Raw genomic sequence first — 26,138 nt, forward strand, 5'->3', positions numbered from 1 at the left:
ACTTATTTGTGTCGGCGGCGCCTTTTCTGAAAGGTGCCCCATGACCAGCATTTCCACATCTACAACTCCGCGTCTGAGCGGCCTAAGCCTGCGATACCTTGTGCTGCTTGGGTTGATCGTGATCGCATCCGTGGGCTTTGGCCTTGCGAATGAGAACTTTTATTCCCTCACAAATTTCGGCATTTTGTTGCGCTCCATTGCTGTGCTGTTCTTGGTGTCGATGGGCATGACCTTTGTGATGCTGACTGGCGGTATTGACCTGTCTGTCGGCTCGAACGTAGCCTTTTCGGGCGGGGTTGGCGTTATCACCTTAACCACCACAGGCAGTGCGCCGCTTGGGTTTGCGGCTGCGGTGTTGGCGGGCATGGCAATTGGGGCGATAAACGGCGTCTTTATCGGGCGGCTGCGGCTTTCGGCGTTCATGGTTTCGCTTGCGACCTACGCGCTGGCGCGGGGGCTTGCGCTTGTAATCTATGATGCAAATTCGATCAACGTTTCAAACGCGGCATTCTTGTGGCTGGGTGGGGTTAGCTGGGGCAGTATGCCAGTTGTTATTCCCTTTGTGGTCGTGGTTTTTGTAGGGCTTTCGGTCTTGTTGTACAACACGCCCTTTGGCCGGAATGTCTATGCAGCCGGCGCCAATTTTAACACATCCTTTGTGCTTGGCCGCAGACCTGAACGGACTCTTGTGTGGATTTATGTGCTGTCGGGCGCATTGGCCGGGCTTTCGGCAATCGTGACTGTGGGGCGGGTTTCATCCGGGCAGCCGTGGTCCGGGCTTTACCTTGAATTTGATGCCATCACCGCCGTGATCCTTGGCGGCACGTCATTGTTTGGCGGCCGAGGGCGGCTTTTGGGGACGATTTTGGGTGTTTTGCTTTATGGCATTATTATCAACGGGTTGGTCTTAACTGGCACCAACCCCTATCTGCAAAGCCTTATCAAAGGGATGATCCTGCTTGGTGTGGTGTTGCTGGATACATGGACCCAGCGGGGGAAAACATCATGACCAAACGTATCGATATGACCGGAATCGGCAAAAGCTTTTTTGCTACCCGAGCCCTTGACCGCGTTGATTTTTCCTGTGTATCGGGCGAGGTTCATGCGCTGGTTGGCCTGAACGGTGCGGGCAAATCCACCCTGATGAAGGTGCTTGGCGGGGTGATCGCCTGCGACGAAGGTGCAATCACAGTTGACGGCGTGGCCGTGCGCATCGCCTCACCCGCCGATGCGACAGGATTGGGGATCGCGATGATCCATCAAGAATATTCCTTGATCAACGAGCTGACGGTTGCGGCCAACATCTTTTTGGGCCGCGAGCTATACCTTGGCCGAACGCCCTTTCTGGATAAGCGCGAAATGGCAAGGCAGGTGCGGACACAGCTAGACCGGTTTGGCCTGACGCTGGATCCCGCGCGCCCTGTCCGAGAGTTGAATTCAGGTGAAAAGCAGATTGTCGAGATTATCCGCGCGCTGATGTCCAATAGCTGGCTGATCGTGATGGATGAACCGACCTCGGCCCTGTCCGAAGAGGATAAAGAACGCTTGTTCGAATTCATCCGGCGGATGAAGGCCGAAGGCGTAGCGATCATCTATATCTCGCATCATATGCCAGAGATTTTCGGAATAGCCGAGCAGGTGACGGTGATGCGTGACGGTAAGATCGTGCTATCCGAGCGGACGGGTGACACCACCGAAGCGGCGGTGATCCAATCCATGACCGGCACCGAACTTGACGATTTTGTCAAACCACCCAAGCAGATACAGGGCGATGTGCTGCTGGAAGTCGCGACGCTAAGTAAGCCACAACACTATGAAAATGTATCATTTTCCTTGCGACGAGGCGAAATACTGGTGCTGACGGGTCTAAGGGGTTGCGGCGCGCCAGAGCTGGCCAAGGCGATCTTTGGTCTAGATGGCGGCTATAGCGGTACGGTCAACTATCGCGGCAAGCCGCTATCGCCGGGGCGCGGGCCTGCGGTGTCGGTGCGCGACGGTATGGGCCTTGTGACTGAAAACCGCGACAAAAACGGTATTCTGGCCCCGCTGTCCGTGCGCGACAATATCGCCTTGCCCTATCTGGAAAAGGCCACGCGCGGTGGCCTGATTGACGGCGGGCGTATAGATGCACTGGTGGCCAAGGCGATCCGGGATACATCGACCAAAACGGCATCCGCGGCCCAGGAAATCCGGTTTCTTTCGGGCGGAAACAAGCAAAAGATCTGCTTTTCACGCTGGCTGGATGACGGGTTGGAGCTGCTGATTTTGCTGGAACCAACCCGTGGCATTGATGTCCACGCCAAGGCAGATATTTACCGTATCATCGAAGATCTGGCGCTGCGAGGTGTGGGAATTTTGGTTCTCAGCTATGAAATAGACGAGGTTATGTTGCTCGCAGATCGGGTGATCACGTTGTATCAAGGGCGGTCAGTTGCCGAGTACGCCCACCCCCACTTCAACAAAGACCGGATGCTCGCCGATATGGCGGGGGTCGGAACCCAGGCCGCCACCGCACACTGAAGGAACCAAAATGACCTATTATCAAGCCTTTATCGACAACACATTCAGCGACGCCTCTGACGGTAAACGCATGTCCGTATCGGACCCAGCCACGGGTGAGATTTGGGCCGAGGTGCCTGCGTGTACCGCGGCAGATGTGGCGCGCGCAATCGAGACGTCAGCGCGCGCACAGCAAACGTGGAAGATGCTGCCTGCGATTGAGCGGGCGGGCTATATCTATAAGATAGCCGAGGGGATTGAGCGCCGACGGGATCTGCTTGAAGAACTGTTGGTCAAGGAACAGGGCAAAACCCGTGCCGAAGCAGCGGGTGAGGTAACGGATACAATTCGCTATTTGACCTATTCAGCCGAAGGTGCGCGGCGGATCCAAGGCGAGATACTGCCCTCTGACCGGCCCCGCGAACAGCTGTATATCTACCGCGTGCCTTACGGCGTTACCTTGGGGCTATGTGCCTATAATTACCCGTTGGCGCTGATCGGGCGCAAAGCTGGGCCTGCCTTGGTGACAGGTAACACCATGATCTTGAAACCACATGAGGCCACACCCGTCACGGCATCGGTGTTTTGCCAGATTTGCCAAGAGGCAGGTTTGCCGGCCGGCGTCATCAACATGGTCACCGGCACGGGTAAAGATGTAGGCGCGCCTTTGGTCGAAAGTCCGGTCGTGCGGATGATCACGCTGACAGGCTCTATCCGCGCGGGTCAGGGGGTAATGGCTGCGGCTGCCAAGAATATTACGGCACTGTCGCTGGAACTTGGTGGCTCGGCGCCGTTTATCGTGCTGAAAGACGCCGATATCGATGCGGCAGTTGATGCGGCTGTGATCGCGCGATTTGCAAATGCGGGGCAGGTCTGTATTTGCAACGAGACCGTTCTGGTCGAAGAGGCAATCGCGGATGAGTTCACGGAAAAGCTGCTGAAACGTGTGGCGCAAGTAAAGCTGGGCGACCCCAAGACCAACGGCGGCATGGGACCGGTGACAACCCCCGATGCGTTGGCGCGTATTGAACGGATCGTCGCAGACTCGGTCGCGGGTGGCGCGCGGATTGTTGCGGGTGGCAAACGGCCAGAGGGCGCAGCGTTCGCCAAAGGCAATTGGTACGAGCCGACAGTGCTGGTCAATGCCAACGCAGATACGGCCGCCGTGCGCGAAGAAATCTTTGGTCCCGTGCTGCCTATTGTGCGCGTGGCGGATTATGAGGCGGCGCTGGCCATTGCCAACGCGCGGCCGGATGGGCTGTCAGCCTATCTTTGGACGCGCAACCCTGCCGTTTATATGGACGCAATCCAACGGCTGGAAACGGGTACGATTTTCTTGAACTCTGGCATAACCGGTTTGGTGCAGGGCTATCACAATGGCCACAAGCTAAGCGGTGTCGGTGGTGAGGATGGCATCCATGGCTTGGAAGGTTACTTGCAAAAGCGGACAGTTTACATGGCCTATTAAGGGCCACTCTTTTGTGCGTCAAATATCGCCAAATGTTTGACGCACTTGGTTCCATGCCGCAATCAAATGGCTGCGTAATGCCGCTTCGGCGGCATCCGGGTCGCGCATCAGTACCGCGTCAAAAATCGCGGTATGCGCGGCTAGGTTCGCCTTATTGCGATCCAAAAGGCGGGGCATCTGGCTCCATTGTGGTGCAAGCCAAGTGGAATAGGCACTGTGAATAGCGGGCAAAACCGGATTGCGGGGGATTGCATAGAATACCGCGTGAAAGGCGGTGTCGGTCAGGTAAAATAGATCACTGTCATTGATCGCGGCAGCATTTGCCGCAAGCGCATTTTTCAGCGCAACAATATCTGCTGCGTTGGCCGATTTTGCAGCCTCGCGCACCAGCCCTGCCTCGATCAGAATACGGGTGTCGAACATATTTCGTACGCCGCCGGGTTGTTGCAGCAAGTTTGTGACAACCGATCCCGCAGCCTCGACCACGGCCTCAAACCCTGCCTTGCGGACCACGGGGCGAAAACGCGGTTTAGCCTCGACCAACCCGCGGGCGGATAACAGCCGTACCGCTTCGCGTACCACGGTGCGGCTGATCCCAAACTCCAGCATCAAGTCGCGCTCTGACGGCAAAGCTTGGCCATCTGCCCAGATACCCTCCAGGATTCGCTGCTCTAGGGTGCTGACGACATGATCGGCGGCTCTTCCAGTGGTGTTTTGCATCATCGTGCCAATTCCCTTGCCCACAATGTGGTTTCTAATTCGTTTAGGATTATTTCGCCGTCCGCACAAGAAATCCGGCGATTTCAGTGGCCGACTGGACGCAGACCTGAGGAAGTTTGACTGCTTTATTTCTCGGCGCGCATTTAGTGAAATTTGGTTCTACCAAAAATGCATCATATGTTGATTATTCTGCAGTATTGAGTAAAAGAGTTGAGTTTAGTCTGTCTAAAGTAAAAATGACATCGGTACTTGCATAAGTCAAAATTATTTGTCTATATGAAAGTGAATGAAATCTACCCGGAGGAGGCGCCCCAAGGCGTCGGGTACTACATGGAGGAGATACAATCATGAAAAAGATACTTGGTGCTGCTGCAAGCGCGGCCATTCTACTATCATCGCAGGCGAATGCTGCCGATGTAACAATCGGGCTAGCCGTTGACCAACTGTTCGAAAGCCGTGTTGCCGTGAATAACGGGATTCACGCCGAGGCCAAAGATCGTGGGTATAAGGTCGTAGAGGTCGTGGCCGACGGCGACGCACAGCAGCAAAATGCACAGATCCAATCGCTTATCGCACAAGGGGTTAGCGCCATTCTGGTTTGCGCCGTGGATCAAAACACTGTCGAGCGTGCATTGGTCGCAGCTAAAAGAGCCGATATTCCTGTCGTTGCCTATGATCGTGACTTGCCAGACAGCGCCGTCGTGCAATCTTTTGTCGGGCCGGATTCCAAAGTCGATGGCCGTTTGGCGGGGGAATACACCGCCAAGGCGCTTGCAGGATATGAGGGCCAGATCAACATTTTAGAACTGATCGGCGCGTTGAACGACCAGAACGGCATCGACCGCTCTGCCGGTTTCCGCGAGGGGATTGCCTCGTTGAAAGACGTGAATATCATCGAGGTTCCAACCGATTGGGATTCGGCCCGCGCATTGTCTGGCACCCAGAACGCCTTTCAAGCGACACCGAATATCGCAGCGGTATTTGCGGCAACCGATACACATATTCCAGCGGTTGAAACCGTGCTGACCGACCTTGGCCGCTTGGTGCCCGTTGGCGAAAAAGATCACGTGGTGATTACCGGCGTCAACGGCTCGCGTGACGGGTATGACGCAGTGGTGAATGGCACTGCGGACGCGTTTGTCGTAATGGGAACCGAGGCAACCGGTCGCAAAGCGGTTGAACTGGTCGCAAATATCCTTGACGGCAAGGCTGTTGAACGGACCAACTATGTTGGCGGCAATCTATATACGGGTGCCGATGCTGCGGCGAATGCGGCCAAGATTTGGGGCGCACCGAAATAATCGCAAACCGCGTTGCGGCGTTTCCCACTGGGGAGGCGCCGCATTTTGATTTCTGGTGGAGGATGCCGCGTGCCGCGAATTCTGACGTTGCTAAAAACTTATCCCGCGCTGGTGATTGTGGTAGCACTTGCAATCGGCTTTTCGGTCTTGTCGCCACATTTTGCGTCTTCGGGTAATATTGAGGCGATGCTTGGCGCAAATGCGGTTGTGATGATTGCTGCCGTCGGTATGACGGTGGTGTTTCTGGCAGGGGGCATTGATCTCTCAATTTCAACCGTAATCAGTGCTAGCGCGGTGATATCCGGTTTGGCAATGGCCGCGACGGGCAGTGTAGCCTTGGGTGCCGCCGTGGCTGTGGCGGTTGGGTTGGGTTTTGGCGCGTTGAATGGCGTTCTTATCGGCTTTTTCCAGTTGACCCCGTTCATCACCACGATGGCAACCCAGCTGATCGCGCGGGGCGTGGCCTTTGTGATGAGCGCGGGCATCGCCGTCAAAGGAACGCCGTTCTGGATGCTCGATTTCGGGTTCGTTCAATGGTTTGGCATTCCGGCGGTAACAGTTATCAGCCTTATGATTGTCGGTCTTGCCGGCGTAGCTATGACGCAGACCACATGGGGGCGGCAGGTCATGTTGGTAGGCTCGAACGTCGATGCCGCGCGGTTCAGCGGCATACATGTGCCGTGGGTGACCTTTAGTGTTTATCTCTTTTCAGGGGCGCTAGGTGGCATCGCGGGCTTTATTTCAATCGCCAATCTGGGAAATGCGATTCCCGGCGTTGGCGACACGCTGCTGCTGATTATCATCGGCGCTGTCGTTTTGGGCGGAACAGGGATGGCGGGTGGCGAAGGGTCGATCGGGCGTACCGTTTTGGGCGTTGCCATTTTGGCTATTCTGACCAACGGCTTAAACCTGATAGGTATTCCCTTTTATGACCAGCTAATCATTCAAGGCGTGCTAATTTTCATTGGCACCTGGATGGCCACACGGTTTGGCAATCGGAGAGACGCATGAGTGTTCATTCCAACCCTGTGGTCTCGGTGCGCGGGCTGAGCAAATCATTTGTCGGTAAAACCGTTGTGTCTGGCGTTACCTTTGATCTGTTTGCGGGTGAAGCGTTGGCGCTGGTTGGTGAAAACGGGGCGGGCAAGTCAACCACCAAGAACATGCTGTGCGGCTTGTTGACCCCCACAACCGGTACAATTCTGGTTAACGGTCAAACCGTTCCCAAGGTCATCGGGGCCGAACATGGCATTTCGGCGGTGCATCAAGAGCTGTCACTGTTTGGCTCGTTAAGCGTTGCCGAGAATATTTGTATCTCGGATTTGCCCGGTGCCAAGATGCGGGTTGACTGGGCGGCCGCCGAACGGATCGCGCAGGAGCAGATCGCATTCTTGGGTATCGAAATTGACGCCCGCGCTTTGGTCGAGACATTGGGCGCGGGCAAGCAGCAGATTGTCGAGATCGCCAAGGCGTTGCTGCATGCCAGCAAGGTTTTGATCCTAGATGAACCGACAACATCGCTAACCGCTGTCGAGCGGGAAAAGCTGTTTGTTATCATTGACAAGCTAAAGGCGCGCGGCTTGGCCATCGTGTTCATCTCGCATTTCATGGAAGAGATTTACCGCGTCTGCGACAGCTTTGTGGCACTTCGAGACGGGTGTCAGGTTGGGCAAGGGCGGTTGGCCGAGGTTAGCCAGCGTAGCCTAGAGGAAATGATGGTCGGGCGCACGCTAGAGGATGCGCGGGTCAATCTGGCGGCACCCTCGCAAACTCCGGCGTTAGAGGTTCGCGGCCTGTCTTCATCCGACTTTAAGGATATCAATCTGACGGTGCATCGCGGTGAGATTTTGGGCATTGCGGGCCTGATGGGCGCAGGACGCACCGAGATTGCCGAAGCGATTTTCGGGCTGCGGGCAGCCGTGGGCGAGGTTCGGATCGACGGCAAGGCTGTTCCGCGCGACGTGTCCGCGATGATGGCCAGCGGGCTGTGTTACGTGACCGAGGACCGCCGGAAAAACGGGCTGTTCCTGAACCGCCCCGTGCGCGAGAACCTGTCGGCCGCGCATATCGCGGGGTTTGTGCAGCGCAAACTGCGCGGCTTTGGGTTTCGTGGAGAAAAAGCGCGCGCGCATGACCTTGTTTCCGACATGAATATTTCAGTTCCGCATATTGAAAACAACGTCAGCGACTTGTCGGGCGGCAATCAGCAAAAAGTCATGCTCGGAAGGTGGTTGGCGACGAACCCCGAGATTCTGATCTTCGACGAGCCGACCAAGGGCGTGGATATTGGTGCCAAGTTCGACATCCATGAAAAAATTGCGGCTTTGGCTGCCACGGGCAAGGCGATAATCATTGTCTCGTCTGACCTTCCAGAGCTGCTGCACATAACGCACCGAATGCTGGTCATGCGCAAAGGGCGGATTGTCGGCGAGTTTCTGCGCTCGGATTTTGACTCAGTTAAAATTATTTCCCTTGCCGCCAGCTCGAACGAAGGAGGCCAGGATGCAGCCTAAAAGATTGCAAACCATCGTCTCGCGGCAAAAATGGGTCGCGATTGCGGTTGCAACCATCGTGTTGGCGGGTGTTTTGTCGGTGGTGTCGCCGGTATTCCTGACGCTGTCCAACTTTCAAGCGATCCTTGTGCAGTCCAGCGTAACGGCCATCATGGCAGTTGGCATGACCTTTATCATTCTAACTGCCGGTATCGACATTTCGGTCGGGGCGATCTTGTTCGTGACCTCGGCGCTGTTTGCACAGTTGATGCTGGTTACGGGCAATTATGCCTTGGCCTTCAGCGTCACATTGATCAGTGCAACCGTGCTCGGGTTGTTGAACGGCTTGTTGGTTGTCCGTTTTGCAGTGTCACCCCTAATTACCACGCTGGCCACTTATTCGATCTATCGCGGCGCGGCGATACATCTGACCGGCGCGCAAAACATTCCGGTCCCACGTGAGATGGGCTTTTTGGGCAACGGGCGCCTTTGGGGCATTCCGGTGCCGATCCTTGTGCTGATAGTTATAGTCATTATCGGCGTCTATATCCTGAACCATACAAGGCTTGGGGTATATGCCCGCGCGATTGGCAACTCTGATCGCTCGGCGCGTGAAACCAGCCTTCCGGTGGCGCGGATAACGGTTCTGGTCTACGCGCTCAGCGGTTTTATGGCCGGTGTAGCAGGCTTGATTTTGCTGGCCCGCGTAGGGGGGTTGCAATCGGGCATCGGTATCGGCATCGAATTTACAGTGATTGCGGCGGTAATTCTGGGGGGCACAAAACTGACCGGCGGGTCAGGGACCATTGTTGGTTCGGTTATTGGAGCGGTGTTTCTAGTATTGATCGACAATGGTTTGAATTTGCTGAATGCCTCGCCCTACATCTATGACATGGTGCGCGGCGCAGTGCTTATGGCTGCCGTTGCGATTGATCGCTATTCCGCATTTCGCCAAAGTGTTGTGCTAGAGGCGCGGCGTGAAGCAAGGATTGTTGATTAGCGACCGGCCCGGTTTGCGATGCGCCATGCCCAAACAGCATCCAAGTTTCACAGGGATAGAGCGTGCGCTTTCTACCAAAATTTAAACTTGAACTTGCTGTAGAAGTGCCGCCCCTCGCGCAGAGCATTCGCCAACCAAGCATTGCCAAGTTATTGACCTGTGCATCAACTGTGTTTTGCGCGCGACGATGGGTCGTCAGATTTGCCAGCCCCGCCTGAAAGGCTATACCTTCCCGCGCTCCGTGAGCTCTTGCGCAGTTTGGGCGTAGAATCGACTTGCTCTCAACTTACGAGACAAAGAGGATCTGGTTGTGTCTCACACTTTGGGGTAGCCAGAGGGTGCCAAACTTCGCGATATGATTACGCTGCGAGGGCGGCAAATTGCTGGAATGCGGAAAGCCTTATGGCGCCGAACTGACCCTTGCAAATCCTCAATGCCAGCGTTGGTTGCTGCCGCACAATGAAAGGCATTGAAGCCAAGCATCGGACCGGTGATATGCTTTTTGCAGCGGTGATTTTGTTCAAGGATATTTTTGAGGTGTTCCTTTGCCGGATGGTGATCAACTGGCCATTCCCTTTAATTTTAAGGATCACGTTCACCGCCTGAATCCCCGCAAAATTGGTGCAGCTTTTATCAGTGTTTACGCGGTCTGGCTGGCTGTTTACGGTGATCACCTGCTTGAAAAATGTCGCGCTGCAGCCGTATCGCGGCGCTTTGAGGGCATGAAATCAAGGGTTTATCCTGCGCGGTTGACCGCTTGGATTGGATACGCCCACTTGCCGCGAACCTTTACATAAGTCGTCCATCCGCCAACATTTGGCCATCGCGCGCTTTTTGGCTTGGGCGGTGGCCGCGATCAGCTGCGAAGACTTCACAAGCCACCGGTTCAGCGTAGCGTGGTCGAGGGCCACGCCGCGCTCGGCCAGGATTTCGTATATGTCGCGGTATGAGACGGCATAGCGTGCATAGAAAAACACAGCATGCAGGATTACCGCCTTTGGGTAGTGAACGCGCTTGAAATCTATCACCGTTCTGACCCGCCTGTCTGCTTCGCGCGGAGAGCCAAGCATTGCTCCATCGGGGTTCAGATGAAACCCAGAGAAGTTTACGACACTACCTACACTTGAGTAAGCTGTGCCGTGATTGCGGGCCTCGGCATCCTGTTCGAGACGCATCTCGTACTGCTTACGGGCGATCTGACTGTTCGTCAGGGGGAAGGGGGCAAGTTGCACGGGCGCACCTTGCCGTTCTGCGTGTTGTCGCGCCGCATCCATGATTTGAGTTTGGAAACCGGCAACCACACCTGCAAGCGCTCGCTCCGCCGCTCGTCGGTCGGGTCCTAAAGCCTTTGTAAGTTCGTCTTTTCCGATAATTGGGCGCAGTAATCTGGGAACGCTCATGCGTGCGTAGTAGCTACCGTTGCGCGTTTGAAAGTATCTGAGTTTGCCCGCCATTATGCACCCGTTTTGTAACAAGCTTTGTAGCAGTCAAACGGGAAAACCCTTTTGTTTGCAAGAGCATATAATGATTTCAACGGGAAAGATGGTGCTGTGAGAGAGGATTGAACTCTCGACCTCACCCTTACCAAGGGTGTGCTCTACCACTGAGCTACCACAGCATCTTTCGCGTTACCGGTTCTTTTCGGTTGGCGTGGCGGCTGATTAATCTGAAACTACCGAGGGCGCAAGCCTAATCTGGACCCTTTTTGCATTGCGATGTAGAGAAGGGGGATGAATAGCGATAAACAAAGCAATCCAAGCCCAAAAAACACTGCTATGAGGCGCCAGAAAACAGGCGCCGAGTTGCGTGAAGAGCGGCAAAAACAGGCGTTGAAGGCCAATATGGCGCGGCGCAAGGCACAGGCAAAGGCCCGAACGGGCCAAGTTAATGACAAAACTGAGGGGCAGTAGATGGATTCGATTCTGGTACGAGGCGGCGGCGAACTTAACGGAGTGATTCCGATTGCGGGCGCAAAAAATGCTTGCCTGACCTTGATGCCGGCCACTTTGCTGACAGAAGAGCCGCTGACATTGACCAACGCGCCGCGGTTGTCCGATATCCGGACGATGACGCAGCTTTTAGGGTCATTGGGGGCCGAGGTTGCAAGTCTTCAGGGCGGGCAAGTCTTGGCGATGTCGAGCCACGATATCAATAATCATACGGCCGATTATGACATCGTACGCAAGATGCGGGCCTCGATTCTGGTGCTGGGGCCGATGCTGGCGCGCGACGGCCATGCGATTGTGTCACTGCCCGGTGGCTGTGCGATTGGCGCGCGGCCGGTCGATTTGCATTTGCAAGCGCTTGAGGCTTTGGGCGCCGAGCTCGACCTGCGCGACGGCTATGTGCATGCCAAGGCGACAGGCGGGCGCTTGCGCGGTGGCGTGATTGAATTTCCGATTGTTTCGGTCGGGGCCACAGAAAACGCGCTGTTGGCGGCCACTTTGGCTAAAGGCACGACTGTCATCAAAAATGCGGCGCGCGAGCCTGAAATCGTTGATTTGGCCCAATGTCTACGTCGCATGGGCGCGCAGATTGAAGGCGAGGGCACGAATACCATTACCATTCAAGGTGTGGATCGTTTGGGTGGGGCCACGCATCCTGTGGTTACCGACCGTATCGAGTTGGGCACCTATATGCTTGCGCCAGCGATTTGCGGTGGCGAAGTGGAATGCCTTGGTGGCCGGATAGAGCTTGTTGGTGCGTTTTGTGAGAAATTGGATGCCGCAGGCGTTTCGGTTGAGCAAACCGAGCGTGGCTTGAAGGTGAAGCGCAAGAACGGTCGTGTAAATGCGGTTGACGTGACCACCGAGCCTTTCCCCGGTTTTCCTACCGATTTGCAGGCACAGATGATGGCGTTGCTGTGCACTGCCAACGGCAAAAGTGTGCTGGAAGAGAAGATCTTTGAAAACCGCTTTATGCACGCGCCAGAGCTGATCCGCATGGGCGCCAAAATTGATGTGCATGGCGGCCATGCAACTGTGACCGGTGTTGAAAAGCTGAAAGGCGCCCGCGTTATGGCGACTGATCTTCGGGCCAGCGTCAGCCTTATTTTGGCGGCAATGGCAGCCGAGGGTGAAACCGTGGTCAGCCGCGTTTATCACCTTGATCGTGGCTATGAACGCGTTGAAGAAAAATTGGGCGCATGTGGTGCCCATATCGAGCGGATCGCAACATGACTGATGCCCGTTTCCAAGATGGCGCCGAGGCCCCGTTGGCGCTGATCGCTGCCGATGCCGATGATTTGCAGGTGATGTCGGCGCTGCTGCAAGATGCAGTGCTGATGGTGTCTGACATGCGCTATGATGCCAAGCGGCGCGAGTTTGGATTGCTATTGAACCGGTTTCGGTGGGAGGATCAGTCGGCAGCGGAACGGGCTGGGCGTGCCTATGAGCGGGTGCGCTGCATGCTGGTGTTCGGTGATGTTTTGGCGGTTCGATCGCAAGGGATTTCGCAGCGGGACAAGGATACGGTCGTGTCGTTGTTATCGGTGGCTTTTGTGCCGGGGGCGGATGGAACGGGCCGTGTAGTGCTGACTTTGGCGGGCGATGGCGAGGTAGCTTTGGACGTCGAGTCAGTGAATGCGACGGCGCGCGATGTAACGCGGCCCTATGCGGCCCCTTCGCGCAAGATGCCGCGTCACGAGGGTTGAGTGCTTGCCAAAGCCAGTGATGTGGCTGCCGATTTTAGGTATTTTTGCCAAGATGAAATGGTGGGGTGTCCTTGTGCATCCAGGCCGGTGCTTGAGGTGGCGGGCGGGGCGCGCTAAAGGGGTGGCAACACCATAAAAGGGGCGCGTTATGCCGGTTTTTCTATCCACCTCGGATGCCGATTTTGAAGCCAAGTTTGCAGGTCTCTTGGGGGCCAAGCGCGAAGATAGCGTTGACGTGGATGATGTTGTAGCGGGCATCATTGCGGATGTGCGCGGACGCGGCGATGCGGCGGTGCTGGAACTGACCAAGCGCTTTGACCGGCTAGACCTGACCGCCGAGGCCATGCGTTTTACGGCAGAGGAAATTGAGGCCGAGTGTGCCAAGGTATCGGCCGAGGATCGTGCGGCATTGGAGTTGGCGGCGGAGCGCATTCGCAACTATCATGCCCGCCAAAAGCCTGAAGATGCTATGTGGGACGAACCGACCGGCGCGCGTTTGGGTTGGCGCTGGACGCCGGTTTCGGCCGCGGGGCTTTACGTTCCTGGCGGGCTGGCGAGCTATCCTTCCAGCGTTTTGATGAATGCCATTCCAGCGCAGGTTGCCGGGGTCGAACGCTTGGTGATCTGTTGCCCTACGCCGGATGGTATTGTGAACCCTTTGGTATTGTTGGCCGCAAAAATTTCGGGTGTGACCGAGGTCTACCGCATTGGTGGTGCGCAGGCGGTGGCTGCATTGGCCTATGGCACCGCGACGATTGCACCTGTCGACAAAATTACCGGGCCGGGCAATGCCTTTGTTGCGGCGGCCAAGCGGCGGGTGTTTGGCCGCGTGGGGATTGATATGATCGCGGGCCCGTCCGAGATTTTGGTGATTGCGGATCGTGATAACAACCCGGACTGGATCGCACTTGATCTGCTGTCTCAGGCCGAGCATGACGAAAGCGCGCAAAGTATTCTGATCACCGATGACGCCGGGTTTGCGCGTGATGTGGCGCAGGCGGTGGACGCGCGGCTGGAAACGTTGGAGCGCGGCGCGATTGCCGGCCCAAGCTGGCGCGATAATGGCGCCGTGATCGTGGTGCGCGATCTGGTCGAGGCAGCCAAACTGTCGAACCGCGTGGCACCCGAGCATTTGGAGCTTTGCGTCGCTGACCCTGACGGCTTGAGCCAGCAGATCACCCATGCAGGTGCGATTTTCCTTGGCCAATACACGCCCGAGGCGATTGGCGACTATGTTGGGGGGCCCAATCACGTGTTGCCCACTGCACGATCCGCAAGGTTTTCCAGCGGATTATCGGTGCTGGATTTCATGAAGCGCACGACTTTGGCGCAGATGACGCCAGCGGCGCTGCGCGCGATCGGCCCTTCGGCGGTGCGGCTTGCCACATCGGAAAGCTTGCAGGCGCATGGGTTGTCGGTGCAGGCGCGTTTGGACCAGTTGAATGACTAGCCCCTTGCACCCGTGGGCGCAAAAGGCCATCAATCTAAAGTACCTGCGATGGAAAAGACCCAAATGACCCGCATTTGCCATATCGAAATAGACGAATCCGGCCTTGCAGCCCCGACGCCTGAAATCGAGCAAGAGCGCAAAGTTGCGATCTTTGACCTGCTTGAAGAAAACACGTTTGCGCTGCCCAAGCGTGAGGGCAAACCAGTGCCTGACGGGCCGTACCGCCTTGCTCTTGCTATTCGTGAGGGGCGGTTGGTATTTGATATTGGCACTGAAGACATGGAAAAGGTGGGCGAGTTTCACCTGTCGCTCGGCCCGTTCCGGCAGGTTGTCAAAGACTATTTCCAGATCTGTGCAAGCTATTTTGAGGCCGTAAAGCGCCTGCCGCCCAGCCAGATCGAGGCGATCGATATGGGCCGCCGCGGGATACACAACGAAGGTGCACGGGTTTTGCAAGAGCGTCTGGAAGGCAAGGCTGAGGTCGATATCGACACCGCCCGCCGCCTGTTTACCCTGATCTGCGTTTTGCATTGGGGGTAGTTTTGGCCGGTTTCCCCCAATCGGTGTTGTTTTGCTGCGACCATAACGCTGTGCGCTCGCCCATGGCCGAAGGTTTGATGAAAAAGCTGTATGGTCAAAAGGCCTATGTGCAGTCGGCAGGTGTCAAGAACGATATGGAGGTGGACGGGTTTTCCATCGCCGTATGCCGCGAATTGGGGATTGAGTTGTCGCGCCATCGCAGCAGGTCGTTTGAAGAAATGCAGCTATGGGGCGATGATCTGTCGCAATTCGATCTGATCGTGGCACTGTCGCCTGCCAGCCAACGCATGGCTCTGGAATTGACGCGATTTCACCATCTGGATATCGAATATTGGCCGATACTCGACCCGACGGGCTTGGGCGAGGCGCGCGAGGCCAAGCTGTCGGCCTACCGTCAGGCGCGTGATCAGATTCGCACCAAGATGCTGGACCGTTTTGGCCCCCCGATTGAGGAAAACACATGAGCAAAGACCTGATTTCGCGCTATTATGCGGCCTTTAACGCTGGCGATGCAAATGGCATGCTGGCCTGTGTGACTGATGATGTGGAACACCGCGTGAATGAGGGCGGCGTTCGGCATGGCCGCGACAAGTTTGCTGAATTTTGCAGCCACATGGGCGTCAGTTACCGCGAAACCTTGCGCGACATTGTTGTTTTTGCCTCGGACGATGGCAGTCGGGGTGCTGCGGAATTCACCGTCCACGGCACCTATCTGCAAACCGATCCGGGCTTGCCGGAGGCCAATGGCCAGACCTATATCTTGCCTGCCGGGGCGTTTTTCGACCTGCGCGGCGGCAAAATCGCGCGGATCACCACGTTTTACAACCTCAATGACTGGATCGCTCAAATATCGTGACTGACCTGCGTACCCTGACCGGCGCGGCGCTGGATGCCGCTTTGGATGATGTTGCCCGTCTGCGTATCGCGGTGTTTCGCGACTGGCCTTATCTGTATGACGGTACCTTGCAACATGAGTGCGACTATATGGCGACCTACCGCAACAGCAAATCCGCGATTGTTGTCGGTGCTTTTGACGGCACGGCACAGGTTGGCGCAGCCACTGGCACCCCGATGGAGGATCACGCGGGCGAATTTTCAGCCCCCTTTGCCACGCAAAATATCCCCTTAAACCAGATATTTTACTGCGCTGAATCGGTGCTTTTGCCTAGTCATCGCGGCCAAGGCCTAGGGCATGGTTTTTTTGACATACGCGAGGCGCATGCCCGCGCGCTAGGCCGTCGACATGTAGCATTTTGTTCTGTCATTCGCCCCGAAGATCACCCGCTGCGGCCTGCTGATGCGCGTTCCAACCACGCGTTCTGGCGCGGGCGTGGCTATGCGCCTTTGGCTGGTGTTGTTGCTGAATTCGACTGGCTGGATGTGGGGCAAACCGTGCCCAGCCGAAAATCGCTCCAATTCTGGATGCGCTCGCTGTAAAGGAATACCGCTATGAAAATCGCTGCCGCCGCCTATCCGCTTAGTGATCTTGCTGATTTCGCCGAGTATCGCGCCAAGATTACGCAATGGGTAGCCGATGCCGCAGGGCAGGGCGCAAAACTCTTGGTGTTTCCTGAATATGGCGCGATGGAACTGGCAAGCCTTGGCGGCCATGACGTGGCCAAGGATATCGAGGCCGCCTTGCATGAGGTCGCCCGCCATTGGCCGGCTGTCGACGCGCTGCATTGCGAACTCGCGGCCAAGCATGGCGTTTATATTCTAGGGGCCTCGGCACCATTTTTCATTGGCGATAGGCCCGTCAATCGCGCCGTGTTTTACGGGCCCGACGGTGTAATAGGCCATCAAGACAAGCAAATCATGACCAGGTTCGAACGCGAAACATGGGACGTGGTCGCAGGTGCGGGCCTACCTGTATTCGACACACCCATTGGCAAAATCGGCGTCGTGATCTGCTATGACAGCGAATTTCCTTTGCTGGCCCGTAGCTTGGTTGAGGCCGGTGCCGAAATCCTTCTCGCGCCGTCCTGTACTGACAGTTATGCAGGCTTTACCCGCGTGCGGGTGGGGTCGATGGCGCGGGCGTTGGAAAACCAGTGTATCGTCGTTCATGCGCCTACGGTTGGAGATTGCGATTTTTGCCCTGCCGTTGACGTTAACATCGGTTCGGCATCAATTTATGGTCCGCCAGACCATGGCTTTCCCGCAAATGGCATTTTTGCAGAAACGGCATTGAATGAACCGGGTTGGGCGATAGCAGAGGTGTCGCTGGACGCTATCCATGAGTTGCGCCGCAATGGTGGCGTGCTGAACCACATGCACTGGCCCGAGCAACTCCTCCGTCTTGGCACCAAAACCCAAGCTTGACCTCAGTACCCAAGTTGCTTGGCAACGCGTTTGAACGGGGCTCGATGCCCCTTTCAATCGCGCCACCTTGTCATTCAAGGCTAAAGCATCCGTCGTAGGGCGGGCGGTGCGAAACCCCGCAGAATCACGCTGCATATGCGCCGAGTGTGTCGAGCATAGGCAGAAATATTACAAAGTGATAAAAGCCTTTGGCTAGTAGTGAATTTGCTTAAAGTTATTAATATCAATTGATTAGCTGGAAGTAGCAAGTTTTAGAAAGAGGGCATCGTCATATAGCTGTTACATAGTTTTGGCATGGCTGTCACACAAACCCGTTAGGCATCGGACCAAGCCAAACAGGCTGCCATCAGACAGGAGACTGCTATGAAAACCGCTATGCTTACTTCAGCAATCGCAATTGCTGCCCTTTCCGCCACCGCTGCCTCGGCGCGTGACCAAGTGCAGATTTCGGGCTCGTCGACAGTGTTGCCCTATGCAACCATCGTAGCCGAAGCTTTTGGTGAGAATTTTGATTTCCCGACCCCGGTTGTCGAAGGCGGCGGTTCGGGCGCTGGCCGTAAAAAGCTGTGCGAAGGCGTGGGCGAAACCACCATCGACATCGCGAACTCGTCGTCGCGGATCAAACAATCCGATATCGACAACTGCGCAGCCAACGGCGTTGATGCGATTATGGAAGTGCGGATCGGCTATGACGGCATCGTTTTCGCTAGTGAAATCGACGGTGCGGAATTCGCTTTTACGCCGTCTGATTGGTACAACGCGATTGCGGCCAAAGTGGTAAAAGACGGTGCTGTTGTTGAAAATGCTAACAAAACCTGGGCAGATGTGAATGCCGCGCTTCCCGCGCAAGACATTCTGACCTTCATCCCAGGCACCAAGCACGGCACGCGCGAAGTGTTTGATGTAAAGGTTATCGAAGCTGGCTGTGAAGCTTCGGGCGCCAAAGCCGCATTCGAGGCAGATGGTCTGGATGCCGACAAGGAATGCCTTGCCCTGCGCACAGATGGCGTATCTGTAGATATCGACGGCGATTATACCGAAACCCTGTCGCGCCTGTCGGCCAACAAAAACGCAATCGGCGTGTTTGGCCTGTCATTCTATGAAAACAACACAGACAAGCTGCGCGTGGCAACCATGTCAGGCGTGTTGCCTTCGACAGAAACCATTGCCTCGGGTGACTATCCGGTGTCGCGCCCACTGTATTTCTACGTAAAGAACGCGCACTTGGGTGTGATCCCAGGTCTGCGTGAATATGTAAACTTCTTTGTGTCTGATGATATGGCTGGTCCAGACGGCCCGCTGGCGGCCTATGGCTTGGTGTCCGATCCTGAATTGGCCGCAACCCAAGCAATGGTTGAAGCTGAAACACCAATGGGTCCTTTGAAATAAACAAACAATTCGGGTGGCGCATCCCAGCGCCACCCGTCCCTCTGAAACCGGATCTAGCCAACATGAGCCTTTCCCTCCTTATCCTCATCGTTTTGGCGCTTGGCGTTGCAGGATACGCCCTTGCCCGCGCCCGCGTGACTGCGCAGGCCAATGGCGACCGCCGCCGCTTGCATTCCCTGATCGGCTATTATGGCCATACTGTTTTTCTGTTTGCCACGGTTCCGGCGTTGTTGCTGCTGGGCGCTTGGCTATTGCTGCAACCGGTGGTGATAGACGGCCGCGTGTCGTCGATGTTGCAACCTGGCGATATTCCCGAAGGTGGCTCGCTTAGCCTTGTGATGTCGGATGTGCGCCGCATTGCCAACGGGCTTGATACCCTTGTCGCCCAAGGCCAGTTGACCGAGGCCGCACTGACCACCTTGCGCACCGAGACCGCCGATGTGCGCGGTCAGTTGGGCTCTGTCGGCATTGCACTTGGCAGCGATGTGCAGACCAACGTGCTTGAGGCCGCAAAGGCCTATCGCGGCCAGCAAGGCACGGCGCAGGCCGTTATGGCGGCGGTGGTTCTGTTGGCGTCTGTTCTAGGGCTTGCCTTGTCTTACAAGCGGCTCTCTCCCGATTTCCGCGCCCGCAACGTGTTTGAGAGTTTCGTCAAGGCACTGCTGATCGCCTCGTCAATGGTCGCAGTTCTAACCACCTTTGGCATCTTGTTTTCGATGTTGTTTGAATCGATCCACTTCTTTCAACTGTACCCCGCCAAAGAGTTTTTCTTTAGCCTGACATGGAACCCACAATTTCGCGGCGGCTCGTCGCTTGGCATCTGGCCGCTGCTGTGGGGTACGCTCTATGTGTCTTTTGTGGCGCTGCTGGTTGCGGTGCCAATCGGGTTGATGATTGCGATTTACCTGTCGGAATATGCGTCAAAACGGCTGCGGACCTTTGCCAAACCGGCGATCGAAATTCTTGCCGGTATTCCGACGATTGTTTACGGCCTATTTGCCCTTATCACCGTTGGCCCGTTCTTGCGCGACTATTTTGCCCAGCCGCTTGGGCTTGGTACGTCGTCTTCGTCGGTGATGACGGCGGGGTTGGTGATGGGCATCATGTTGATCCCGTTTGTGTCGTCGCTTTCGGATGATATTATCAGCGCTGTGCCGCAATCTTTGCGCGATGGGTCGTTCGGGCTTGGGGCTACGCAGTCCGAAACCATCCGCAAGGTGGTGTTTCCTGCAGCTCTGCCTGGTATTGTCGGTGCGGTTTTGTTGGCTGCCAGCCGCGCGATTGGTGAAACCATGATCGTGGTTATGGGGGCAGGGGCGGCGGCCAAGCTGGGCCTGAACCCGTTTGAGGCGATGACCACAATCACCGTTAAAATCGTCAGCCAATTGACTGGCGACACCGAGTTCGCCTCGCCCGAAACGCTGGTGGCCTTTGCGCTGGGGATGATGCTGTTTTTCTTTACTCTTGCACTGAATGTGATCGCCCTGATCGTCGTGCGTAAATACCGGGAGCAATACGAATGACCGATGCAAACGCCCAAGCGCCCCGCACGTCACTGTTTGCGCCCGATGCCCGCACGGCGCGCCGCAACAACTCCGAGGCCCGGTTTCGCCTTTTTGGTCTGATTTCTGTTACCATTGGCCTTGCCGCCTTGGTCATGTTGCTGTCGTCCGTTCTGTTTAACGGGACCAGTTCTTTTCGCCAAACCATGCTGGAGCTGCCAGTAACACTGGACGCCAAGGTGTTGGATAAAAAAGGGAATCGTAATCCGGATGATTTGGCCAAGGTTACGACCATCGGCTATGGCCGCCTTATTTCCGATGCGTTGGACAAGGCAATCACCGACAATGGCATTGTGGTTGACGGGCTGACGTCAAAAGACGTCAAAGACATGATTTCCAAAGAGGCCCCTGCGCAAATTCGGGGCCGCGTTCTGGCAAATCCCGATTTGATCGGTCAAACCGTCAGCTTTCAGGTTTTGGCGAATGGCCGGATTGATGGCTACATGAAAGGCCGCGTAACGCTGGAAACAGCCGAGAGGGACAGCAATGTTTCGGTCAATCAGCTGCATCTTGCTGATGCGCTGCACGAAAAGGGCTTGCTGGATATGCCGTTCAACTGGCTGTTCATCACTGCCCCCGACGCGTCGGAACTGCGGCCCGAGGCGGCAGGCCTGGGCGTGGCGATTTTGGGTTCGGCCTATATGATGATTATCGTGCTGGTTCTTTCCCTGCCGATTGGTGTCGCAGCCTCGATCTATCTTGAAGAATTTGCGCCCCAAAACCGCATCACCGACTTGATCGAGGTGAATATTTCCAACCTTGCCGCCGTGCCGTCGATTGTGTTCGGTATTCTGGGGCTGGCTGTGTTCATCAACTTTGTCGGCCTGCCGCAATCGGCCCCGATTGTCGGCGCGCTGGTGCTGACGCTGATGACCTTGCCGACGATCATCATCGCCACGCGTGCCGCCCTTAAGGCCGTGCCACCGTCTATCCGTGAGGCGGCGCTGGGGGTTGGTGCGTCCAAGATGCAGTCGATCTTTCATCATGTCTTGCCGCTGGCAATGCCGGGCATTTTGACAGGCGCGATCATCGGCCTTGCACAGGCCTTGGGCGAAACGGCACCTTTGTTGCTGATCGGCATGGTGGCCTTTGTGCGCGACTATCCGGGTGCGCCGCCCGAAGGGTTCTTTGACCCTGCTGCCGCCTTGCCGGTGCAGGTGTACAACTGGACGCAGCGCGCCGATCCTGCCTTTGTGGAACGCGCTTCCGGCGCTATAATCGTGCTGCTGATATTCCTTGTAATCATGAACTTCGTCGCAATCCTGTTGCGCCGCCGTTTTGAACGTCGCTGGTAAAGGGGACCTGAAATGGACGACCTGCGAATTGTGGAGAGAGATGTGAATACCCATACCAACAAGATCACTGCGCGCGGCGTTGATGTGTTTTACGGCGGCAGCCACGCGATCAAAGGGGTGGATGTCGACATCCTCGACAACACTGTGACCGCATTTATCGGCCCTTCGGGTTGCGGTAAATCGACGTTCTTGCGCTGCCTGAACCGGATGAATGACACGATTGATATTTGCCGCGTCAAAGGCGAGATTTTGCTGGACGGCGAGAATATCTATAACCCGAAAGTTGACCCTGTGCAGCTGCGCGCCAAGGTTGGCATGGTGTTTCAAAAGCCGAACCCGTTTCCAAAGTCGATCTATGACAACGTGGCCTACGGCCCCAAAATCCACGGCCTGACCCGCAACAAGGCCGAGCTGGACGAAGTGGTTGAAACCTCGCTGCGCAAGGCCGCGATCTGGAATGAGGTAAAGGACCGCTTGCAAGCACCGGGCACCGGCCTTTCGGGCGGGCAGCAGCAGCGTCTGTGCATTGCCCGCGCCATTGCGACCAGCCCCGAAGTGCTGCTGATGGATGAGCCATGCTCGGCATTGGACCCGATCGCCACTGCACAGGTTGAGGAACTGATTGACGAACTACGTGCGCAGTTTTCCGTAGTCATCGTAACCCACTCGATGCAACAGGCAGCCCGCGTCAGCCAGCGTACTGCGTTCTTTCACCTTGGGAACTTGGTGGAATATGGCGAAACCGGTCAGATTTTCACTGCACCAAAAGACCCGCGCACCGAAAGCTACATCACTGGCCGTATCGGCTAAGGGAGAAACAAGATGCAAAACGATCCCCATATTGCCCGCGCCTTTGACCGCGATCTCGAAGCCATTCAGGCGCTAGTTTTGAAAATGGGTGGGCTGGTCGAGGCCGCGCTGCTGGATGCCGCCCTCGCACTGGAAAGCCGTGATGACGAACTGGCCGCCAAGGTGCGCGCGGGTGACAAAGCCGTTGACGCGCTGGAAGAGCAGGTCAACACCGAGGCCGCCCGATTGATCGCCCTTCGTGCGCCAACAGCTGGCGATTTGCGCACCGTGCTGACGGTGATGAAAATTGCAGGTTCATTGGAACGCTGCGGCGATTATGCCAAAAACCTTGCCAAACGCTCGGTTGTGTTGTCGCAAATGCCTGTAATTGATGGGACTGCAGGGGCAATTCGCCGAATGGCTAAAGCAGTGCAATTGCAGTTGAAAGACGCGCTCGACAGCCTTATCCAGCGCGATGTCGAGCTTGCCTCCGATGTGCGCCAACGTGATGCCGACGTGGACCAGATGTATAACGCCCTGTTTCGTGAATTCCTGACCCATATGCTGGAAGATCCGCGCAATATTTCGGCCTGCATGCACCTGCATTTCATCGCTAAGAACATTGAACGGGTTGGCGATCATGCCACCGGGATTGCCGAGCAAGTGATTTATCTGGTCACCGGCGCATTGCCTGAAGAGGGGCGGCCAAAGGCTGACATGACCTCTACGGCGGCAAACCTGTCGGAGCAACGCTAATGGCCGCTGCCGAACTTCCGCTTGTATTACTGGTCGAAGATGAACCTGCCCAACGCGAAGTATTGGCCTATAACCTAGAAGCTGAAGGATTTCGGGTGGTTCAGGCTGCAGATGGCGAAGAAGCACTGATGTTGGTGGATGAAGCTGCACCCGATCTGATCGTGTTGGATTGGATGTTGCCGCTTGTGTCTGGGATCGAGGTGTGTCGGCGGCTGAAAATGTCAGCTGAAACACGTAATATCGGCATTATCATGTTATCAGCCCGCGCCGAAGAGGTTGACCGTGTGCGCGGGTTGGAAACGGGGGCAGACGACTATATCATCAAGCCCTACTCGGTTGTCGAGTTGATGGCCCGCGTGCGCGCTGCTTTGCGTCGGGTGCGCCCCGCGACAATGGGGCTGGTGCTGGAGTTTGAAGATATCCGCTTGGATGCCGAGACCCACCGGGTTTACCGTGCGGACAAGGTGTTGAAACTGGGCCCGACCGAGTTTCGCCTGCTGTCTACATTCATGGAAAAACCGGGCCGTGTTTGGGCGCGCGACCAATTGCTTGATCGGGTGTGGGGGCGCGATATTTACGTTGATACCCGCACGGTCGACGTCCATATCGGCCGCTTGCGCAAGGCGCTGTGCCAGCATGGCGGCGAGGATCCGCTGCGCACGGTGCGCGGGGCGGGCTACGCCTTGGGGTGATGCGATTTGATCCGACCGCCGGGGGGCTGCGCTGCCCCCGGACCCCCCGCAGGTATTTTTGCCAAGATGAACGGGTTGGATCGTTTTTGGATTTGCGTGTGGAATATTTCTTGCTGCAAGCAAATGGCGCTTTCTAAAGCGTGATGTGTTGCTGCTTTTGTGTGGTTCCCCTTGACCAAGCGTTGCTAATCCCCGACATCAAGAGGGAACCTTAGGAGGCCGCTCATGGCAAATATCGAACAATCAGCATCCGCATTTTTGCAAAGCCGCAGGTCTGTGCCTGCCAAGATGCTGGGTCTTCCGGTGCCGGACCGCGCAGCTTTGATGCCGTTGCTAACCGCCGGTTTGCGCGTGCCAGACCATGGCAAGCTGGAGCCTTGGCGTCTATTGGTGCTGGAGAAGGCCGCAATGACGCGGCTTGCGGCTTTGGCCGTGACCCGAGCGGGCGAGCTTGGTTTGGATGCCGAGAAAGCTGTCAAAGGCTCGGCACAGTTTGAAACGGGCAATCTGGCGGTTGTGGTGATTTCCAGCCCTAAGCCGTCTGATAAAATACCGCTGAGCGAGCAGGTTTATTCGGCCGGCGCTGTGTGTCTTTCTTTGCTGAATGCGGCTTTGGCGGCGGGTTGGGGGGCGAACTGGCTTTCTGGTTGGCCGTCGCATGATCGCGAATTTTTGGCCCGAGGCCTAGGCCTGCATGATACGGAAACCGTGGCCGGCATCATTCATATCGGAACTGCGCAGAACAGCCCGCCCGACCGGCCGCGCCCTGATGTCGCGGCGCGAGTGGAATGGGTAAGTGCATGATCTTTTCAGATTTTCTAAAAGCGATTGGCCAGTTGGGCGACCGCCGCTTTCGCCGTGTTTTGCTTTGGGGCGTGGGGCTTACGCTAGCGCTTTTGGTAGGCGTCTATGCTGGCTTTTTGGCGGTAATCCAGACCTTTGTCCCTGACAGCGTGAACATCCCTTTTGTCGGCGCTGTGGGAGGGCTTGATACGTTACTTAGCTGGGGCTCGGCGCTATTGATGATCGGCTTGTCGGTCTTCTTGATGATGCCTGTGGCCTCGGCTTTTACCTCGTTGTTTCTTGATGATGTGGCGCAAGCCGTTGAGGACAGGCACTATCCCGGCCTGCCGCCCGCACAAAAGCAAAGCTTTGGCGATGCCGCGATCGATACGCTGAATTTCTTTGCGTTGCTAGTTTTTGTGAACGTGTTGGCGCTGGTGCTTTATGCCTTTGCAGGGCCATTCATTCCGGTGGTCTTTTGGGCTGTCAACGGCCTGTTGCTGGGGCGCGAGTATTTTACGCTGGTGGCCGCGCGGCGCATGGGGCGTAAGGCGGCTAAAGCGCTGCGCAAACGCCATTGGCTGACTGTATGGTGGGCAGGGGGGCTGATGGCTGCGCCGTTGTCTATCCCTTTGGTCAACCTGCTGATACCCGTGTTGGGAGCCGCTACTTTTACGCATTTGTTCCACCGCTTGGAGGCGATGGAACAGCGCCGTTAATTCTGTATCGTTGTTGGCGGCATCCGGCCCATAAAGTCGAAATCGCGCACGGTGATTTTGCCCGACAGGATAATGCTGCACAATATTACCCAGATGATCGTGGCGGCGATCGTAGTGATCCAGGCTTTGCGTTTCACTACGAAACCCGAGGGCGCGCTTTTGGGTGTGCCGGGCACAACCTCGCCCACGTCGCCCTGTGACTTGAACCGCAAGGGCAGCACGACGAAAAACGTCATGAACCAGCAGACGGCGAACATGACGATTGCTGCGGTGATGGTCATACCTGCTCCAATTCTACAAGACAGCCGTTGAAATCCTTGGGGTGCAGAAACAAAACCGGCTTGCCATGTGCGCCGATTTTCGGCTCTCCACTGCCCAGAACCCGCGCGCCTGCAGCTTGAAGCTTGTCGCGTGCAGCCAGAATATCATCGACTTCGTAGCAGATATGGTGAATGCCGCCAGCCGGATTTTTCTCTAAAAAACCATTGATGGGTGAGTTTTCGCCCAATGGGTACAGCAGTTCGATCTTGGTATTCGGAAGCGTAATGAACACAACCGTCACGCCGTGGTCGGGCTCATCTTGTGGGGGGCCGACATCGGCACCCAACGTGTTGCGGTATTGAGCGGCGGCGGCCTCTAGGTCAGGCACGGCAATGGCAACGTGATTCAGGCGTCCAATCATCTGTGGCTCCGTTCTGGCGGGTTTGCG

27 protein-coding genes, 1 tRNA gene and 2 pseudogenes are annotated in these 26,138 nt (G+C 56.3%); 24 read left to right on the forward strand and 6 right to left on the reverse strand.

Annotated elements, in window-relative coordinates; genetic code table 11:
* Positions 1–40 precede the first annotated feature (40 nt).
* Genes AKU79_RS17950 through AKU79_RS17960 form a run of 3 tightly spaced genes read left to right on the forward strand, consistent with a single transcriptional unit; the run spans position 41 to position 3,967 of the window.
* Positions 41–1,009 carry an ABC transporter permease gene (locus AKU79_RS17950; protein WP_050524967.1) on the forward strand — a complete coding sequence of 323 codons (969 nt, stop codon included), beginning with the start codon at positions 41–43 and terminating at the stop codon, positions 1,007–1,009.
* A complete protein-coding gene (locus AKU79_RS17955) occupies positions 1,006–2,520 on the forward strand; it encodes a sugar ABC transporter ATP-binding protein (RefSeq protein WP_050524968.1) in 1,515 nt (504 codons plus the stop codon). The genes AKU79_RS17950 and AKU79_RS17955 overlap by 4 nt, the downstream gene beginning before the upstream one ends.
* A gap of 10 nt (positions 2,521–2,530) precedes the next feature.
* Positions 2,531–3,967, forward strand: a complete 1,437-nt coding sequence (locus tag AKU79_RS17960; RefSeq protein ID WP_050524969.1) for an aldehyde dehydrogenase family protein — start codon at positions 2,531–2,533, stop codon at positions 3,965–3,967.
* Between the two features lie 18 nt (positions 3,968–3,985).
* Here AKU79_RS17960 and AKU79_RS17965 read toward each other — a convergent pair whose 3' ends face one another.
* The gene (locus AKU79_RS17965) at positions 3,986–4,690 is read right to left on the reverse strand and encodes a FadR/GntR family transcriptional regulator (RefSeq protein WP_050524970.1); all 705 of its coding nucleotides are present in this window, start codon (positions 4,688–4,690) and stop codon (positions 3,986–3,988) included.
* 344 nt (positions 4,691–5,034) lie between these two features.
* Here AKU79_RS17965 and AKU79_RS17970 point away from each other — a divergent pair, with 344 nt between their 5' ends.
* The 4 genes from AKU79_RS17970 (at position 5,035) to AKU79_RS17985 (ending at position 9,480) form a co-directional block, all read left to right on the forward strand.
* Entirely contained in the window at positions 5,035–5,988 is a 954-nt protein-coding gene (locus tag AKU79_RS17970; protein WP_050524971.1) for a sugar ABC transporter substrate-binding protein, read from the forward strand.
* Positions 5,989–6,057: 69 nt separating this feature from the next.
* The gene (locus AKU79_RS17975) at positions 6,058–6,999 is read left to right on the forward strand and encodes an ABC transporter permease (RefSeq protein WP_050524972.1); all 942 of its coding nucleotides are present in this window, start codon (positions 6,058–6,060) and stop codon (positions 6,997–6,999) included.
* Positions 6,996–8,501, forward strand: a complete 1,506-nt coding sequence (locus AKU79_RS17980) for a sugar ABC transporter ATP-binding protein (RefSeq protein WP_082224116.1) — start codon at positions 6,996–6,998, stop codon at positions 8,499–8,501. The genes AKU79_RS17975 and AKU79_RS17980 overlap by 4 nt, the downstream gene beginning before the upstream one ends.
* On the forward strand, positions 8,491–9,480 hold the full coding sequence (locus AKU79_RS17985; RefSeq protein ID WP_050524973.1) for an ABC transporter permease: 990 nt from the start codon (positions 8,491–8,493) through the stop codon (positions 9,478–9,480). The genes AKU79_RS17980 and AKU79_RS17985 overlap by 11 nt, the downstream gene beginning before the upstream one ends.
* A gap of 359 nt (positions 9,481–9,839) precedes the next feature.
* Here the strand turns inward: AKU79_RS17985 and AKU79_RS17990 are convergent.
* The 3 genes and pseudogenes from AKU79_RS17990 to AKU79_RS17995 all read right to left on the reverse strand — a co-directional run bounded on the left by AKU79_RS17990 (position 9,840) and on the right by AKU79_RS17995 (position 11,098).
* A pseudogene (locus tag AKU79_RS17990) lies at positions 9,840–10,508 on the reverse strand (IS6 family transposase).
* A gap of 255 nt (positions 10,509–10,763) precedes the next feature.
* A pseudogene (locus tag AKU79_RS19960) lies at positions 10,764–10,934 on the reverse strand (DUF6538 domain-containing protein); the annotation flags it as partial.
* Between the two features lie 89 nt (positions 10,935–11,023).
* A tRNA-Thr gene (locus AKU79_RS17995) sits at positions 11,024–11,098 on the reverse strand.
* A gap of 157 nt (positions 11,099–11,255) precedes the next feature.
* Here AKU79_RS17995 and AKU79_RS19900 point away from each other — a divergent pair.
* The 17 genes from AKU79_RS19900 (at position 11,256) to AKU79_RS18075 (ending at position 25,429) form a co-directional block, all read left to right on the forward strand.
* Positions 11,256–11,390, forward strand: coding sequence for a hypothetical protein (locus AKU79_RS19900; RefSeq protein WP_269430781.1), 135 nt, complete (start codon positions 11,256–11,258; stop codon positions 11,388–11,390).
* The gene (gene murA / locus AKU79_RS18000; RefSeq protein WP_050524974.1) at positions 11,391–12,659 is read left to right on the forward strand and encodes a UDP-N-acetylglucosamine 1-carboxyvinyltransferase; all 1,269 of its coding nucleotides are present in this window, start codon (positions 11,391–11,393) and stop codon (positions 12,657–12,659) included.
* Positions 12,656–13,132 (forward strand): DUF2948 family protein, encoded by a 477-nt coding sequence (locus tag AKU79_RS18005; RefSeq protein ID WP_050524975.1) that lies wholly within the window; start codon positions 12,656–12,658, stop codon positions 13,130–13,132. Before murA ends, AKU79_RS18005 begins: the two co-directional genes overlap by 4 nt.
* 148 nt (positions 13,133–13,280) lie before the next feature.
* Positions 13,281–14,582, forward strand: coding sequence for a histidinol dehydrogenase (gene hisD, locus AKU79_RS18010; RefSeq protein WP_050524976.1), 1,302 nt, complete (start codon positions 13,281–13,283; stop codon positions 14,580–14,582).
* A 63-nt stretch (positions 14,583–14,645) separates the two neighbouring features.
* Positions 14,646–15,122, forward strand: a complete 477-nt coding sequence (locus AKU79_RS18015) for a UPF0262 family protein (RefSeq protein ID WP_050525111.1) — start codon at positions 14,646–14,648, stop codon at positions 15,120–15,122.
* A gap of 62 nt (positions 15,123–15,184) precedes the next feature.
* Positions 15,185–15,586: an arsenate-mycothiol transferase ArsC gene (locus AKU79_RS18020; RefSeq protein WP_231580234.1), complete on the forward strand. Its 402-nt coding sequence runs from the start codon at positions 15,185–15,187 to the stop codon at positions 15,584–15,586.
* A complete protein-coding gene (locus tag AKU79_RS18025) occupies positions 15,583–15,978 on the forward strand; it encodes a ketosteroid isomerase-related protein (RefSeq protein WP_050524978.1) in 396 nt (131 codons plus the stop codon). The genes AKU79_RS18020 and AKU79_RS18025 overlap by 4 nt, the downstream gene beginning before the upstream one ends.
* Positions 15,972–16,559, forward strand: a complete 588-nt coding sequence (locus AKU79_RS18030; RefSeq protein WP_156209893.1) for a GNAT family N-acetyltransferase — start codon at positions 15,972–15,974, stop codon at positions 16,557–16,559. Before AKU79_RS18025 ends, AKU79_RS18030 begins: the two co-directional genes overlap by 7 nt.
* 12 nt (positions 16,560–16,571) lie before the next feature.
* Positions 16,572–17,444 carry a carbon-nitrogen hydrolase family protein gene (locus tag AKU79_RS18035; protein ID WP_050524980.1) on the forward strand — a complete coding sequence of 291 codons (873 nt, stop codon included), beginning with the start codon at positions 16,572–16,574 and terminating at the stop codon, positions 17,442–17,444.
* Positions 17,445–17,807: 363 nt separating this feature from the next.
* Positions 17,808–18,833 (forward strand): substrate-binding domain-containing protein, encoded by a 1,026-nt coding sequence (locus AKU79_RS18040; RefSeq protein ID WP_050524981.1) that lies wholly within the window; start codon positions 17,808–17,810, stop codon positions 18,831–18,833.
* Positions 18,834–18,895: 62 nt separating this feature from the next.
* Positions 18,896–20,356 (forward strand): phosphate ABC transporter permease subunit PstC, encoded by a 1,461-nt coding sequence (gene pstC / locus AKU79_RS18045; RefSeq protein ID WP_050524982.1) that lies wholly within the window; start codon positions 18,896–18,898, stop codon positions 20,354–20,356.
* Positions 20,353–21,690 (forward strand): phosphate ABC transporter permease PstA, encoded by a 1,338-nt coding sequence (gene pstA / locus AKU79_RS18050; protein WP_050524983.1) that lies wholly within the window; start codon positions 20,353–20,355, stop codon positions 21,688–21,690. Before pstC ends, pstA begins: the two co-directional genes overlap by 4 nt.
* 12 nt (positions 21,691–21,702) lie before the next feature.
* Positions 21,703–22,500, forward strand: a complete 798-nt coding sequence (gene pstB / locus AKU79_RS18055; protein WP_050524984.1) for a phosphate ABC transporter ATP-binding protein PstB — start codon at positions 21,703–21,705, stop codon at positions 22,498–22,500.
* A 12-nt stretch (positions 22,501–22,512) separates the two neighbouring features.
* A complete protein-coding gene (gene phoU / locus AKU79_RS18060; protein WP_050524985.1) occupies positions 22,513–23,235 on the forward strand; it encodes a phosphate signaling complex protein PhoU in 723 nt (240 codons plus the stop codon).
* Positions 23,235–23,927: a phosphate regulon transcriptional regulator PhoB gene (phoB, locus tag AKU79_RS18065; protein ID WP_050524986.1), complete on the forward strand. Its 693-nt coding sequence runs from the start codon at positions 23,235–23,237 to the stop codon at positions 23,925–23,927. Before phoU ends, phoB begins: the two co-directional genes overlap by 1 nt.
* Before the next feature lie 225 nt (positions 23,928–24,152).
* Positions 24,153–24,731, forward strand: a complete 579-nt coding sequence (locus AKU79_RS18070; RefSeq protein ID WP_050524987.1) for a nitroreductase family protein — start codon at positions 24,153–24,155, stop codon at positions 24,729–24,731.
* Positions 24,728–25,429, forward strand: coding sequence for an EI24 domain-containing protein (locus AKU79_RS18075; RefSeq protein ID WP_050524988.1), 702 nt, complete (start codon positions 24,728–24,730; stop codon positions 25,427–25,429). The genes AKU79_RS18070 and AKU79_RS18075 overlap by 4 nt, the downstream gene beginning before the upstream one ends.
* Here AKU79_RS18075 and AKU79_RS18080 read toward each other — a convergent pair.
* Together AKU79_RS18080 and mce are read right to left on the reverse strand one after the other, a co-directional pair.
* The gene (locus AKU79_RS18080; protein WP_050524989.1) at positions 25,426–25,710 is read right to left on the reverse strand and encodes a DUF1467 family protein; all 285 of its coding nucleotides are present in this window, start codon (positions 25,708–25,710) and stop codon (positions 25,426–25,428) included. The genes AKU79_RS18075 and AKU79_RS18080 overlap by 4 nt on opposite strands.
* Positions 25,707–26,111, reverse strand: coding sequence for a methylmalonyl-CoA epimerase (mce, locus tag AKU79_RS18085; RefSeq protein ID WP_050524990.1), 405 nt, complete (start codon positions 26,109–26,111; stop codon positions 25,707–25,709). Before mce ends, AKU79_RS18080 begins: the two co-directional genes overlap by 4 nt.
* Between the last annotated feature and the right edge of the window lie 27 nt (positions 26,112–26,138).

Origin of the sequence: Pseudorhodobacter wandonensis (assembly GCF_001202035.1) — a bacterium.
Taxonomy (GTDB): domain Bacteria; phylum Pseudomonadota; class Alphaproteobacteria; order Rhodobacterales; family Rhodobacteraceae; genus Pseudorhodobacter; species Pseudorhodobacter wandonensis.